The organism is Kitasatospora sp. NPDC059812, assembly GCF_042732075.1.
Lineage (GTDB): Bacteria > Actinomycetota > Actinomycetes > Streptomycetales > Streptomycetaceae > Kitasatospora.
Genome location: NZ_JBHWIO010000091.1, coordinates 1 through 13,868, shown reverse-complemented (window position 1 = coordinate 13,868; position 13,868 = coordinate 1). Strand labels below are relative to the sequence as shown.

The following is a 13,868-nucleotide window of genomic DNA, read 5'->3' as shown; positions in this document are numbered from 1 at the left end:
GCCTGATGTCAGGGGTTCTCCCGGTGCCGCCACCGCACCGGGTCGGCAGCGCCTGACACCGAAGCGCCCGCCACCGACGCGCCCGGCATCGACGCGTCGGCTCCCGGCGCCCCGGCCCGAGCCAGCGGCCGGTAGTCGGCGCACGACAGCACGAGCAACTCGTTGTCCCCGGGCTGGAATTCGTACTCCACCCGCTCCACGTGGCTCGGGATCCCGAGGGCGTCCAGGTGGTGGCGCAGCCCGTCCAGCTCCCCGTAGCGGACGCCGGTGTCGTACACCATGACCGGGAAGAGCCGGACTTCGCGGCGGGCGATCCGGGCGAGTTCCAGGAGGGCCGCCAGGTGGAAGTCCCCGTCCAGCCGGTTGCCGTAGGAGAAGAGCAGGTGCGAGCTGAGCACCAGGTCGAAGGAGTCGTCGGCGAACGGGAGTTCGGGCAGTGAGCCGACGACGTAGCGGTCCGGGCGGGCGGCGATGTCGGCCCGGAAGTCGCGGGCGCTGTCGATCCGCAGGCGGGTGAGACTGTCCGGGTCGCCGTGCCACGTCCAGACGAAGTCCGAGGCGTTCTCGACCAGTTGGTCGCGCTTGTGCCGGGTCTCCCGTTCGACGAGGACGCCGAGGTCCTCCCGGTGGTGGGCGTACTCGCGGTCGACGGCCACCGCGTCGATGCCGCGCCGGCCGGCCTCGGCCGTGAAGGCGGCCGCGCCGCCCGGGCAGTCCAGGATGCGCCGGCCGGGGGCGAGGTCGCCGTCGGTGAGCGCGAACATCGCGCGGTACTCGTCGAAGGAACGTGCGCTGACCAGCACGGTTCAGCCCCTCCCGACGTACGGCATGGTGGTGGGCAGGACGGTCAGGGACTGGACGTTGGTGTCCGGCGGCATCGAGGCCATCAGCAGGACGGCCTCGGTGAAGCGTTCCACCGGGATGGTCGCCTCGACCGCCATCGTGCCGTCCGCCTGCATGGCGGCGGGCTGCTGGCCGCCGTCGACCGGGGTGACGTTGCCGACGTCGATCTGGCCGACCGCGATGCCGTACGCGCGGCCGTCCAGGGAGAGCACCTTGGTGAGGCCGAGGACGGCGTGCTTGGCGGCCGTGTAGGCGATGGAGTTGGGCCGCGGGACGTGGGCGGACGGCGCGCCGTTGTTGATGATGCGCCCGCCCTGCGGGGACTGGGCGCTCATCACCCGGAAGGCCTCGCGGGCGCAGAGGAAGCCGCCGGTGACGATGGTGTCCAGGACGCGGTTCCAGTCCTCGAACGGGGTCTCGGTGATGGGCCGGCGCGGGGCGGCGGCGCCGGCGTTGTTGAACAGCAGGTCGACCCGGCCGAAGCGGTCGCGGACGGCGTCGAACAGGGCCGCGACCTCCTCCGGTTGGCGGATGTCGGTCGGGACGGCCAGCACCCGGGCGGGGTCGACGTCGGCGAGGGCGATGGTCTCCTGGAGGGCGTCCTTGCGCCGCCCGGCCAGTGCGACGGACCAGCCGGCGCCCAGCAGCGCCAGGGACACGGCCCGGCCGAGCCCGCTGCCGCCGCCGGTGACGACGGCGGTCCGCCCGTGCGGTGTCTGCGCGCTCCCGGTCACATGTCCTCCGTGTTCATCCAGATCCGCAGCATCCGCCGGGAGTTGGGCGCCGGCTCGTCCACGTAGGCCGAACGCCCGTGCAGGACCCGGCTGTTGCGGATGATCAGCAGGTCTCCGGCGGCCATCGGGAGGCCGAAGGCGATCTCGGGCCGGTAGAGCACCTCGTCGAGCACGCCGAGCGCGTCCCACTGGCGGTCCGTCAGCGGCGGGCCGCCGCGGTCGGGGGACGAGCGGACGGTGCGCGTCTGGTAGTAGCAGGCGATGGTCCCGTCCTTCTGGGTGTAGAGGATCGGGGAGACCACGACCTGGGGCCCGGCCCGTCCGGTCCGGTCGAAGGTCCACTCCTCGGTGAGGGTGACGAGGGCGTCCGGCCGCTCCCGCCCGATCAGGTCGTAGACGTGCCGCGCGCTCGCCAGCTTGGTCAACCCTCCACCGTTGTAGGCGGGTTGGATGCAGAGCAGGACGAGCAGGTCGCAGGTGTCGCAGTGGAAGCCGAGTTCGGTGTTGCCGTCGCCGTCCTGGTCGCGCAGCACCTGGGTGAGGTCGCCGCGCCCGTTCTGCGGGACGATCTCGCCGAAGTCCCGCAGCAGGAAGGACAGGGCGGCCGCGACCTCCTCCTCCGGGGCGGTCGGATCCATCAGCCCCACGACGTGGGCGACGCCGACGGAGCGGGCGCCGCCCTGGACGAGCGCGCGCAGCTTCGCCCGGACCGGCTCGGCCGCGCCCCACCGCTCGGCCCGCGCGTCCGCCCAGAGCAGTTGTCGCTCCCCCTCGTCGAGCGGGAGCGACCACAGCTCCCGCCGTTCCTCCAGCTCCTCGCTGCTCCAGCCGATCTCGGACACCGTGTCGTCGTACATGTGCGGAACCACTCCTCTCTACCGCTGGGCGGCGGCCGCCGCCACCGCCTTGGACCAGAGCGCCAGCGCCTCGTCGACCTGCCCGGCCGTGACGGTCAGCGCCGGGATCATCCTGACCACGTTCAGGTGGACGCCGCAGATCAGCAGCAGCAGGCCGAGGTCGGCCGCCGCCTGCTGGGCGCGCTTGGCGGTGTCCGGGTCCGGGGAGCCGTCCGGGTGGCAGAACTCGTTGCCGATCATCAGCCCGAGGCCCCGGACGTCGGCGACGCCCGGCGCTCCGGCGGCGACCGCCCGCAGGCCGTCCAGCAGCCGCGACCCCTGCTCGGCGGCGTTGTCGACCAGTTGCTCGTCCCGGATGACGTCCAGCGTGGCCAGCGCGGCGGCGCAGGCGACCGGGTTGCCGCCGTAGGTGCCGCCCTGCGAGCCGGGCCAGGCCCGCCGCATCAGGTCGGTCGGCGCGGCGATCGCGGACAACGGGAAGCCGCTGGCCAGGCCCTTGGCGGTGATCAGGACGTCGGGCACCACGCCGTCGTGGTGCAGGTGGGCCCAGAACCGGCCGGTGCGGCCGAAGCCGGTCTGGATCTCGTCGACGACCAGCAGGATGCCGTGCCGGTCCGCGCGCTCGCGCAGCCCGGCGAGGAACCCGGCGGGCGCGGGCACGTAGCCGCCCTCGCCGAGCACCGGTTCGACGAACATCGCGGCGGTCTCGGCGGGGGCGCTGACGGTCGCGAGCACCTGGTCGAGCCCGCGCAGGGCGTGCTCGACGGCCTGCGCCTCGCTCAGCCCGAGGCTCAGGCCGAGCCGGAAGGCGTCGGGGAACGGCGCCACCGCGACACCGGGCATCACCGGGCCGATGCCCGCGCGGAAGCGGCTGCCGGCCGTGGTGAGCGCGGCCGCGCCCATGGTGCGGCCGTGGAAGGAGCCCTCGAAGACGATCACGTTCTGCCGGCCGGTGGCGTGCCGGGCGAGCCGCAGCGCCGCCTCCACCGCCTCGCTGCCGGCGGTGGCGTAGAACAGCGAGTCCAGGCCGGGCGGCAGCACCTCGCCGAGCCGCTCGGTGAGGGTGAGCAAGGGGTCGTGCAGCACGGTGGTGTACTGGCCGTGGATCAGCCGGCCGGCCTGCTCGCGCACCGCCTCGACCACGCGCGGGTGGCAGTGGCCGGTGCTGGTCACCCCCACGCCGGAGGTGAAGTCGAGGTAGCGGCGGCCGTCGGCGTCGAAGAGGTGGAGCCCTTCGCCGCGGGTGGCGACGACGGGGGTGGCCTGCTTGAGCACCGGGGACAGCTGGGACACGAGGTCCGCCTTCCATGGGTCTGGGGGTACGGGTCGGTGGGGGCGCGGCTCACGGGGCGCGGCTCACGGGGCGCCGGCGCGGCGGACGGAGCGGTACGGCGGACGGGGGTCGGTACGGCGGACGGGTCGGTACGGCGGACGGAGGTCAGTGCGGCGGCGCGACGGGCGGCAGGTAGCCGGCCTCGGCGGCCCGGGTGAGCGCGGCCGACCACCACTGCGGGGTGGGCTCGGCGAACCGGACGCCCAGCCGGTCCAGCACGGAGGTGGTGTACGCGCGGTCCACGAGGACGTTGCGCTCCTCCTGGAGGGACCACGCGGCGGCCAGCCCCGCCGCCGTCGGGTGGTCGCGTTCGGCCCGGGCGATCGCCGCCGCGAAGGCCTCGTCGTCGGTGAGCCGGACGGGGTGGCCGTGGCCGGCGAGCCAGCGGACGAGTTCGTCGTGCGGCGTCTCGTGCGGGCTCTCGACGTGGTAGGCGCCCGGCGCGGCGTACGGGTCCAGCGCGATCGCGGCGATCCCGGCGGCCACGGTGTCGACGTAGGAGAACGCGTAGGTGGTGCGCGGCCGGCGCGGGGCGGCGCCGGCCAGCAGGTAGCCGCGGATCAGCTGGTAGATCCGGTTGTCGCCGATGTTGGCCTGGAAGGCGCCGGTCCGGCTGTGCGCCGCGATGTGGCCGCTGCGGTACAGGTAGGCGGCCCGCCCGGTGGCCGCCCAGGCGCGGACGGTCTGCTCGGCGGCGAACTTGGTCCGCTCGTACGGGGTGCGGAAGTGCTGGCCGATCCGCAGGTCGGCCTCGCTGAAGCGGCGGGGCGGGCCGTCCACGCCGCCCGCGACGGCGAGCGTGGAGACGTGGTGGACGCGGGCCGCCGGGGCGTGCTCGTCGATCCAGCCGAGCAGCCGCCGCACCGCGGTGTGGTTGGTCCGCTCCAGGTCGTCGGGCGAGGCCACCAGCCGGACGTCCGCGGCGGCGTGCACGACGAGCTGCGCGCCCCGGGCCCGCGCCAGTCCGGCCGGGGACAGGCCCAGCCCCTCCCGGTCGATGTCCCCGGCGACGACCTGGATCCGGCCGTCGTCTGCGCCCGCGCCCGCGCCTAACCGCCGGACGGCGCCGGCGTCGTGCTCGGCCCGGACCAGGCAGGTGACGTGGGCGCCCCGCTGGACGAAGGCGTCGAGCAGGTGCCGCCCCAGGTAGCCGGTGGCGCCGGTGAGCAGCACCCGGGCGGGTTCGCGCACCGTGGTGCGGGCCGCCGGTACGGCGGGTGCCCGGGTGCCGGGGTGGAGCAGCTGGCCGGAGGTCGACAGCGGCGCCCGGACGGGCCGGGTGGCGGTACCGGCACCGACACCAGCCTCGGCACCGGCACCGGCACCGGCACCGGCCTCGGTGGCCACCGTCCCGGCGAACGCGGCGACGATCCGCTCGGCGGCGGGGTGCGGCAGGCCGGGCCACCCGTACACCAGGTCGGCGACCAGCCGGTTCTCCACGATGCGGGCGGTGAGCCGCAGGTCGTACAGCGGGTCTCCGCCGGTGCAACGGGCCACTCCGGCCTGCTCGTCCGCGACGGTCCAGTCCAGTGCGGGCTCCTCGGGCAGCCGGAAGGTGCCGAGGAAGTTGAACCCGGCGGCGGGGCGGGTGCCGGGTGCGTCCATCGCCTGGACGGGGGCCTCGCGCAGGCGCTGCGCGGCGCCCTCGGGACCGGCCGACGCCTCGACCACCAGCCGTTTGACGGCGGTGAACCAGCCGACGGTGTCCAGGAATTCGCCCGGATCGCCGGCGGTGTCCCGGCCGTGGGTCTCCACCTCGACGGGCAGCCGCGGGTGGCCGCTCCAGCCGGTCACGGCGTCGGCGAAGGCGGCCAGCAGGAAGGCCTCCAGGCCCGTCCCGCCGCCGTGGCGGCCGACCAGCCGGGCGGTGCCGTCCTCGTCGAGCGTCCAGCCGACGGCCGCCGGCTGCGCGCGGACCACGGGCTCCGGCGCGGACGCCGGCGCGGACGCTGCGGGAGGCGGCACCGACGCCGGGGGCGGCGGCGCGGCGGCGGCCCACTGGTAGAAGTCCGGGGTCGGCGGCAGGTCGGCCGGCTTCTGGTCGAGCACCGCCCGGTAGGCGTGGGCGAGGTCGTCCAGCAGGATGCGCCAGGACAGCCCGTCGACCACCAGGTGGTGCGCGATCAGGGCGAGCCGGTCGTCGGCACCGGGCGGGCCGGTGAACAGGTGCGCGCGCAGCAGCCGGCCGGCCAACGGGTCCAGGCTGCGGTGGAGTTCGGTGCAGACCCCGGCGACGGTCTCGGCGATCGGGGCCGTCCCGCGCGGGATCCGGGAGAAGGACAGCGGGTCGAGGTCGGCCACCGGCCGGGGTGCGTCGTAGCCCTCCGGCGAGACGGGCCGCCGCAGCGCCGGGTGGCGGTCCAGGACGGCCGCGAGGGCGGCCGAGAGCGCGGCCGGGTCGACGGCCGTCCGGCAGCGCAGCAGGACGGACTGGTTCCAGTGCCGCAGGTCGTCGACGGACTTCTGGCGGTACAACCACCGCTGGGCGGGCGCGAGTTGACTCCCCTGGTCGCCGCTTCCGGTCCGCCCGGCCGGAGCGGCGGCCGGAACCGGAACGGCTGCGGCGGCCGCGGCCAGGCCGTGCGCGGTCGGGTGCCGGTAGAAGTCGTCGTAGTGGACGCGCAGGCCCGACCGGCGCAGGAAGGCGACGGTGCGCATGGCGAGGATGGAGTCCCCGCCGAGGTCCAGCACGTCGGTGTGCGGCCCGACCCCGGGCAGGCCCAGCGCGGCCGCCCAGAACCCGGCGATCGACCGGGCCAGCGCGTCCCCGTCCGAGGGCGGCCCCGACTCCGCCCGGGCCTCGACCAGTTCGGCGACCAGCTCGGCCAGCCGCTCCCGGTCGAGCTTGCCGTTCGGCCCGACCGGGAACTCCGGCAGGGTCAGGATCGGCTGCGGCACGGAGTAGCCGGGCAGCCGGTCGCGCAGGTAGGAGCCGATCCCGGCCAGCCCGGCGCCGTCGGCCGACAACCGCACAGCGGCCAGGAGTTGGTTCCCCACGGCGGTCTCCCGGACCAGCACCGCGGACCGGGCGACGCCCGGGAAGTCGTCCATCGCCCGCTCGATCTCGGCGAGGTCGACCCGGTAGCCCCGGATCTTGACCTGGCGGTCCACCCGGCCGAGGAAGACCAGGCTCCCGTCCGCCCGGCGGCGGCACAAGTCGCCGGTGCGGTACATGCGTTCACCGTCGTGGCGGACGAAGCCGCGCGCCGTCTCGGCGGGCCGGCCGAAGTAGCCGGCGCTGACGCCCCGGCCGCCGATCAGCAGCTCCCCCACCGCGCCGTCGGGCACCGGCCGCCCGTCGCCGTCCAGCAGGGCGAGCCGCACCTCGCCGATCCCGGTGCCGATCGGGACGGTCGGCTCCTCGGCCGGCAGCTGGCGGGCGGTGGCGGCGAGGAAGCAGGTGGCGCCGACGGTCGTCTCGGTCGGGCCGTAGTGGTTGACCAGCCGGGCGGTGACGCCGGTGTCGAGCAGGGCGGCCGCGAGCGGGCGCGGCAGCGCCTCACCGCCGAGCAGCACGGTGTGCAGGGGCGGGGCGTCGCCGGGCCGGCCCTCCAGCAGGACGGTCAGGTGCGAGGGGGTGGTCTTCAGCACGGACACCCCGGCGCGCCGCAGCGATGCCCAGAACGCCTCCGGGTCGCGCACCTCGCCGTCCGGCACCACGTGCACCGAACCGCCGACCGCGAGGGCCAGCAGCCAGGCGGTGTGGCCGAGGTCGGCGGCCAGCGTGGTGACGTGCGCGACGCACGGGGCGTCGGTCTCGGTGAAACCCAGCCGGTCGGCCAGCGCCCGCGCGTAGTGCACCGCGTTGGCGTGGGTGACGGCCACCGCCTTGGGCTCACCGCTCGACCCCGAGGTGAAGGACAGGTACGCGGGGTCCTCGGCCGCACCGAGCATCAGCTCCTCGGCCCCGCAGAGCATGAGGTCACCGGCCCTGCCGGGCATGAGGCCACCGGTCGTACCTGGCGCGCTGCCCGGTGCGTCGGGCAGGCCCTCGGGCCCGGCCAGCCGGTCGACGTCCACCACCTCGGCCGGATGGCCCTCCGGCCCGGGGAAGGCCGCCTCGGTGCTGAGCACCCGGCCGATCCGGACGGCCGCCAGCCGCCGGGCGAGGTCGGCCGCCGACCAGTCCGGGTCGGCCATCACCGCCGCCGCGCCCGAGCGCAGCACGCCGTGCAGCAGCACCAGCATGCGGGCGTCCCGGGGCCCGAGCAGGGCGACCCGGTCGCCCGGGCCGGTGCCGGACGCGGCCAGCCGGGCCGCGATCCGGCCCGCCGCGGCGTCGAGGGTGCGGTAGTCGAGGGTGCGGTCGCCGTCGGTCAGGGCGGTCCGGTCCGGGTGCTCCCGGGCGAGCCGTAACAGGAACCCGGACAGCGACCGGGCGGACGATGCGGCCTGGCTGGACGGCGTGGGCGGCGTGGACGATGCGGACGGCGTGGACCGGACGTGCTGCGTCGCGAAGGTCACTCCGGCTCGCCTCCCGTCCGGGCCGCCCGCCCGGCGCGGACCGACCCGGTCGCGTGCGGGTCCACGACCAGGGGGTCACCCGCGAGGAACGCGTCCAGGCGGGGCCGGTCGGGCAGGCGTCCGGCCAGCTCCCAGGCCAGCATGCGGTGCAGGCCGTCGATGTGGATCAGTCCCTCCCGGACCAGCAGGTCCGTGTAGTCGGAGTGCTCGACCGCGCCGGTGCTCAGGTAGACCGGGGTGAACGGGGCCCACCGCAGCAACCGGAGCTTGGCGGCGCAGACCGGGTTCTCGGCCGACCAGGCGGCCTCGTCGGAGCGGATGCGCTCGGCCGCCTCGGCCACCGTCAGGCCGGAGCGGGGCACGAGTTCGCGCGCGCCGCCCTCGCTCAGGTGCCAGGGCAGGACGACGCCGAGGACGTCCGAGCGCGAGAGCCGGACGCGCCACCAGCCGCCGGGGATCCGGCCGGCGCGTTCGACGTTCTCCTCGCCGTCCCGGTTGCTGTTCGCCTCGTGGGTGCGCTCCACCGGGTGGTCCCGCAGGTAGGCGTGGTGGACCTCGGCGTAGGCGACGGCGGTGACGATCTCCACGCGGTGCTCCTCAGACAGTTCCGATCAGGCTGTTCCGATCAGACGGTTCTCGCCGGACAGTTCTCGTCAGACAGTTCTCGCCGGACAGTTCCGGTCAGGCGGTTCCGACGTACTCGGTGAAGTGCCGTTCCGCGAACAGCTCCGGCCACCGGCCCTCCGCCAGGCCGAGTTCACGGGCCCGGGCGAGCATCAGCCGCCAGTGCGGCTTCACCGGACGCCAGCGCGCCCCCACCTGGCAGTAGGACGCGTCGATGAAGTACCGGGGCCTGCCCGGGCCGTCCGGCGCCGGTCTGCGGGTGTGGAACAGCGCCGAGTTGAGCAGCACCGTGGAGCCGGGCGGCAGCCGGTCGATGACCACCTCGCCGGGCAGTTCGGCGGTGCCGTGGTGGGCGTACGCGGTCTTCCCGACGGTACGCCGGTGCGAGCCGGGCAGGACGGCCAGGCTGCCGACCTTCTCGTCCAGGCCGCCGAGGTAGTGCAGCGCGTGGACCATCAGCAGCGACGGGTCGGCGCGGTCGTTGGGCTCGCAGTCGTGGTGCCAGGCCTTGCCGGGGATCCCCGGGGCCTGGCGGTCGCTGTGCAGGTGGTGGAAGACGAAGGACGGCCCCATCAGACCGGACAGCGTCCGCAACAGCGGTGGGTGGGTGAGGAGTTCGCCGTGGGCCGGCAGTTCCAGCTCCAGCACCGGGGGCGGGCCGTGCCGGGCGGGGTCGGTGCAGGCGGCGATCGAGCGGGCCCGTAGGCCCTCGTCCACCCAGCGGTCCACCTCGGGGGCGAGCCTGGCCCCGAGCGGCTCCGGCACCAGGCCGGGCAGGACCAGGTATCCGGACTCCAGGAACTGGCGGTGTTGCTCGGTGTCTAGGGCCTTACGCCCTCCGGAAGTCTGCGTCACCGAACCGGCCCCCTCCTTCCGGATGACGGGTCGCACAGTCGGGCACGGCGGATCGGACCTGAACAGGTTCGGGTTCTATGAAACGCACGGGATCATCCAGACCTCGGGTGGCGCCGGGTTCGTCCGTCGTCGCCACAGCTGACACACGTTCACCACGAAAGGGCACGAGTTGATCACGCAAGGTAGTCCGCTGAGGAGTATGAACCGTTGATCGTGTCCACCACAAGACCACCGCCGACTCCTGGACACCTTCCCGCCACCGTGACGTTCAGCTCCAGCCACCAATCGACCCGTTCCCCACCCGAAACTCCGGACCCATTGCGCCCCGGTGATTCGCCGCTGGCACAGCGGATGCGGCACAGTGACGTCATGAGCGGCGACACCAGGAGTCACGAGAGCGCCGGGCGGGGCCCCGTGACCAGGCGCCGTCCGGTCCAGCAGCGCAGCCAGGAGCGGTACGGCCGGATCCTCGACGCCTGCGCCGGGCTGCTCGACGAGGTCGGCGCCACCGCGCTCACCACCAAGGAGGTCGCCCAGCGCGCCCAGGTGCCGATCGGCACCCTGTACCAGTTCTTCGCCGGCAAGGAGGACCTGCTGGCCGCCCTCGCCGGCCGCAACCTCGACCGCTACCTCCAGCGGCTCGACCACCGGCTGGCGACCGCCGCGCCCCTCGGCCCGGCCGGGTTCACCGACCTCGCGGTGGAGGAGTTCGTCGCGATGAAGCGCGCGGTGCCCGGCTTCGGCCAGCTCGACTTCGGCCTCGCCGACGCGACCGCCCCCGCCGGGCTGCGGGACGACCGGCACCTGCTCGACCCGGGCGTGGACAACAACACCGCCGTCGCGCTGCGCCTCCAGGCGCTCGGCGGCGAGGTGTTCGCCACCGGCGACCCGGCGGCGCTCACCCTCGCCCTGCGGGTCGCCCTGGAGGCCGCCGACGCGGTGCTCAAGCTGGCCTTCCGCGGTGATCCGCAGGGCGATCCGGCGCTGATCGCCGAGTGCAAGCGGCTGGTCCGCGGCTACCTCGCGGAGCAGCCGCCCGCCGGCTGAGACCGGTCCCCGCACGCCCCTAGGGTCCCGCCCCGCCCCCGCGTCCCGCCCGCCCGCGCCGTTGCGAGCCCGCCGCCGCCGCAGCACAGTGGAAGGCGGAACGGCCGCAGAGGCGGCCGCCACGACCCGAGGAGCAGACCATGCACGCAGCGGTAGGTGACCAGCTCCACATCCACAGCAGGTCGGTGGGCATGACGGACCAGAAGGGCGAGATCGTCGAGGTGCGCGGCACCGACGGCGAACCGCCGTACATGGTCCGCTTCGAGGACGGCCACGAAGGCCTGGTCTACCCCGGCCCCGACTGCGCCATCGAGCACCGCCCGGCGGACCGCTGACCGACTCCCCCGCCGCCCCGCCCCCCACCCGGGCGAGGTGGTGAGCAGCGGTGTCCGCCCCCACGGCCCCGCTGCCCGGAACGCTCGCCGGGCTCGCCGGGCTCGCGCCACTGCTGGACCACTACGAGTACCTCGCGGTGGCGCTGCTCGTGCTGCTCGACAACTGCGGCATCCCGGTGCCCGGGCAGACCGCCTTGGTGCTCGCCTCCGTGTACGCCGGCACCGACACCGAGTAACCGGGTAACCAGGCCGGGCAGCCGGTCAGCCGGGCCATCGGCCCATCCGGGTGGCCGCGCGGCTCAGCGCAGCGGGAACACCTCGAACGACGCCGCGAACCGCACCCCGAGCCGGCCGCCCGCTCCCCGCCCGGCCCCCTCCAGGAACTCGCGCGCGTCCGCCATCGCCCCGCCCAGCCCGGCCAGGTACGCCTTGTGCTCCTCCAGCGAGGCCACGCCCAGGTCGAAGTGCTCGGTGGTGTCCACCGCGTGACCCGACTCCGGCGAGGCCGCCGCCCACACCTGTCGGACGCCGTTCCACGGCTCGTGGCCCTCGGCCAGCAGCTCCCGGAACACCCACCGGTTGCCGGCGTCCCGAGCCGCGTCCAGGGCGGCCCGCCCGACCGCGATGTGGTCGGCCTGGTTGGGGACGGTCCCGCCGTAGGTCTCCCGGAAGTTGCTGGTGATCACGATGTCCGGCCGGTGCCGGCGCACCGCCCGGGCGATGTCGCGGCGCAGCGGCAGCCCGTACTCCACCGTCCCGTCCGGATGCCCGAGGAACTCGACCACGTCGACGCCGACCACCCGCGCCGAGGCGATCTGTTCCGCCTCCCGCAGCGGCCCGCACTCCTCGGGGTTCATCGAGTCGATCCCGGCCTCGCCGCTGGTGACCATCACGTAGACGACCTCCTTGCCCTGCGACGTCCACCGCGCGACGGCCGCGGCGGCGCCGTACTCCATGTCGTCCGGGTGGGCGACGACGGCCAGCGCGGTCTGCCAGTCCTCGTCGACGGGCTGGTAGGGCTCGACGGCCTGCTCACTCATGGTGCTCGTCCCTCTCGGTGCGGCTCACAGTCGCATGGTCATACGGTCGTTCCGCAGGCGACTCTAGAAGACCCCCACACCCACACCCCGTCGGACACCCTCCCAGGCCGGCCGGGTTGCCCCTGACGCACGGGTCAGGGGTTAGCGTCCGGGCACCTGCGGCGGATCGGCCGCCGCGTCGGTTCTGGAGGAGTGCTGCGATGACGCTGCCCACGACGGCCCGGGTCGTCCGGTTGGTCACCGAGCCGGGCGGGTTGCCCGGGCCCGGGGACTTCGCGGTGGTGGAGGAGCCGTTGCCGGCGCCGGGGACGGGCGAGGTGGTCGTCCGCAATCGGGCCTTCCTGGTCTTCCCGGGCCTGCGCACGCTGATCGGGGGCGAGCTCACGGGGGCGCCGTTGCCGGCGATCGGGCCCGGGGACGCGCTGTACGGGCCGGCCCTCGGGGAGGTGCTGGCCGCTCCGGCGGGCGGGCACCTTCGGCCGGGCGACCTGGTCACCCACCTGCGGGGGTGGCGGGACCTCGTGGTCGCGGACGCCGCAGGGTTCACTCCGGTCGACCCGGGGTTCCCGGACCCGGTGGCGCTGCTCTCCCCCGGCACGGCCGCCTACGGCGGGCTGACCCGCAGCGCCGGGGTACGCCCGGGGGACGTGGTGCTGGTGACCGGCGCGGCGGGCGCGGTCGGCACGCTGGCCGGGCAGGTCGCCCGGCTGCTGGGCGCCTCCCGGGTGATCGGCACCACCGGCTCCCCCGCCAAGGCGAAGCGGCTCACCGCCGAACTCGGCTACGACGCGGTACTGCTGCGCGGCGAGCGGCCGTTCGCCGCGCAGCTGGCCGAGGCCGCGCCGGAGGGCGTCGACGTGCTGCTGGACCTGGTCGGCGGGGAGCAGCTGACGGCCGCCGTCGACGCGGCCCGGCCGGGGGCCCGGTTCGCCCTGGTCGGCGCGCTGTCCGGGCAGTTGGCACCGGAGCGGCGGGGCGGCAGTTCGCCGGCTCTGGTGGACAGCTTCCGGGTGATCATGCTGGGCCTGACCCTGCGCGGCTTCACCGGCGTGGACCACCCGGACCTGGAGGCCGAGTGGCGGCAGCGGTTCGGCGGCTGGCTGCGCACCGGCGAGATCGTCTTCCCGTCGACGCGGGTGGCGGGCATCGACCAGGCGCCGCAGGCGTTGCGGAGGTTGTTCGACGGGGACACCTTCGGGGCGACGATCGTCGACCTCGCATAGCACCGAGGAGGAACGGCCATGCGGATCGGGGACGCGGCGGCAGCGGCGGGCACCACGCCCAGGGCACTGCGCTTCTACGAGCAGCGGGGGCTGCTGCCGCCGCCGCCCCGGTCCGCCTCGGGCCAGCGCGAGTACGGGCCGACCGAGGTCGCCCGGGTGCGGGCGATCCGCCGGCTGCTGGCCGTCGGGCTGACCGTCGACGACCTGGCCAGCCGCCCGCACCGCCTGGACCTGCTCACCGAGGAGCCGCCGCGCCGCTGCTCGGACTCCCCCGGCCTGGAGACCTTCGCCCCGGTGGTCACCGCCCGGCTCGCCGCCCTGGACGCCGAGATCGCCCGGCTGACCGCCCTGCGCGAGCGCCTCGCCCGGCACGTCGCCGCCGGGGGCGCGGACCTGCCGGGCTGACCCGGTCCACCATCCGGAACACGGCGCGCCCGGAACGCGGCTCGCCCGGAACGCCGCGACGGGGGAGGCGCTGTCTCTTATAAACAACTCCCAGCCCACCAAACACCC

The 13,868-nt window shown here is 75.2% G+C and carries 13 protein-coding genes; 5 read left to right on the top strand and 8 right to left on the bottom strand.

Translation table 11 applies throughout. The features are described 5' to 3' along the window. Positions 1–8: 8 nt before the first annotated feature. The 7 genes from ACFV6D_RS32135 to ACFV6D_RS32105 form a co-directional block, all read right to left on the bottom strand. A complete protein-coding gene (locus ACFV6D_RS32135; protein WP_380562281.1) occupies positions 9–803 on the bottom strand; it encodes a class I SAM-dependent methyltransferase in 795 nt (264 codons plus the stop codon). Positions 804–806: 3 nt separating this feature from the next. Further along, positions 807–1,577, bottom strand: a complete 771-nt coding sequence (locus ACFV6D_RS32130; protein ID WP_380562279.1) for an SDR family oxidoreductase — start codon at positions 1,575–1,577, stop codon at positions 807–809. Next, the gene (locus ACFV6D_RS32125; RefSeq protein ID WP_380562277.1) at positions 1,574–2,434 is read right to left on the bottom strand and encodes a TauD/TfdA family dioxygenase; all 861 of its coding nucleotides are present in this window, start codon (positions 2,432–2,434) and stop codon (positions 1,574–1,576) included. Before ACFV6D_RS32125 ends, ACFV6D_RS32130 begins: the two co-directional genes overlap by 4 nt. 18 nt (positions 2,435–2,452) lie before the next feature. Continuing rightward, the gene (locus ACFV6D_RS32120) at positions 2,453–3,727 is read right to left on the bottom strand and encodes an aspartate aminotransferase family protein (RefSeq protein WP_063350406.1); all 1,275 of its coding nucleotides are present in this window, start codon (positions 3,725–3,727) and stop codon (positions 2,453–2,455) included. Positions 3,728–3,872: 145 nt separating this feature from the next. Further along, a complete protein-coding gene (locus tag ACFV6D_RS32115) occupies positions 3,873–8,231 on the bottom strand; it encodes an amino acid adenylation domain-containing protein (protein WP_380562275.1) in 4,359 nt (1,452 codons plus the stop codon). Continuing rightward, a complete protein-coding gene (locus tag ACFV6D_RS32110; RefSeq protein WP_380491117.1) occupies positions 8,228–8,818 on the bottom strand; it encodes a DUF6309 family protein in 591 nt (196 codons plus the stop codon). Before ACFV6D_RS32110 ends, ACFV6D_RS32115 begins: the two co-directional genes overlap by 4 nt. 94 nt (positions 8,819–8,912) lie before the next feature. Continuing rightward, positions 8,913–9,710, bottom strand: coding sequence for a phytanoyl-CoA dioxygenase (locus ACFV6D_RS32105; protein ID WP_363377132.1), 798 nt, complete (start codon positions 9,708–9,710; stop codon positions 8,913–8,915). A 369-nt stretch (positions 9,711–10,079) separates the two neighbouring features. Here ACFV6D_RS32105 and ACFV6D_RS32100 point away from each other — a divergent pair, with 369 nt between their 5' ends. The 3 genes from ACFV6D_RS32100 (at position 10,080) to ACFV6D_RS32090 (ending at position 11,328) form a co-directional block, all read left to right on the top strand. After that, positions 10,080–10,757, top strand: a complete 678-nt coding sequence (locus ACFV6D_RS32100) for a TetR/AcrR family transcriptional regulator (protein ID WP_380337338.1) — start codon at positions 10,080–10,082, stop codon at positions 10,755–10,757. Between the two features lie 140 nt (positions 10,758–10,897). Beyond that, positions 10,898–11,092, top strand: a complete 195-nt coding sequence (locus tag ACFV6D_RS32095) for a DUF1918 domain-containing protein (protein ID WP_363377130.1) — start codon at positions 10,898–10,900, stop codon at positions 11,090–11,092. A 50-nt stretch (positions 11,093–11,142) separates the two neighbouring features. Further along, positions 11,143–11,328 (top strand): hypothetical protein, encoded by a 186-nt coding sequence (locus ACFV6D_RS32090; RefSeq protein WP_380562273.1) that lies wholly within the window; start codon positions 11,143–11,145, stop codon positions 11,326–11,328. A gap of 63 nt (positions 11,329–11,391) precedes the next feature. Here ACFV6D_RS32090 and ACFV6D_RS32085 read toward each other — a convergent pair whose 3' ends face one another. Next, on the bottom strand, positions 11,392–12,132 hold the full coding sequence (locus tag ACFV6D_RS32085) for a PIG-L deacetylase family protein (RefSeq protein ID WP_380562271.1): 741 nt from the start codon (positions 12,130–12,132) through the stop codon (positions 11,392–11,394). Between the two features lie 200 nt (positions 12,133–12,332). Here ACFV6D_RS32085 and ACFV6D_RS32080 point away from each other — a divergent pair, with 200 nt between their 5' ends. After that, on the top strand, positions 12,333–13,355 hold the full coding sequence (locus tag ACFV6D_RS32080) for a zinc-binding dehydrogenase (protein WP_380562269.1): 1,023 nt from the start codon (positions 12,333–12,335) through the stop codon (positions 13,353–13,355). Positions 13,356–13,373: 18 nt separating this feature from the next. Then, on the top strand, positions 13,374–13,760 hold the full coding sequence (locus ACFV6D_RS32075; protein WP_063350400.1) for a MerR family transcriptional regulator: 387 nt from the start codon (positions 13,374–13,376) through the stop codon (positions 13,758–13,760). The last annotated feature ends 108 nt before the right edge of the window (positions 13,761–13,868 follow it).

Coding starts and splice junctions, on each gene's coding strand:
- ACFV6D_RS32125 (WP_380562277.1), bottom strand. CDS start 2,434: ATGTACGACGACACGGTGTCCGAGATCGGCTGGAGCAGCGAGGAGCTG.
- ACFV6D_RS32085 (WP_380562271.1), bottom strand. CDS start 12,132: ATGAGTGAGCAGGCCGTCGAGCCCTACCAGCCCGTCGACGAGGACTGG.
- ACFV6D_RS32095 (WP_363377130.1), top strand. CDS start 10,898: ATGCACGCAGCGGTAGGTGACCAGCTCCACATCCACAGCAGGTCGGTG.
- ACFV6D_RS32080 (WP_380562269.1), top strand. CDS start 12,333: ATGACGCTGCCCACGACGGCCCGGGTCGTCCGGTTGGTCACCGAGCCG.
- ACFV6D_RS32075 (WP_063350400.1), top strand. CDS start 13,374: ATGCGGATCGGGGACGCGGCGGCAGCGGCGGGCACCACGCCCAGGGCA.
- ACFV6D_RS32100 (WP_380337338.1), top strand. CDS start 10,080: ATGAGCGGCGACACCAGGAGTCACGAGAGCGCCGGGCGGGGCCCCGTG.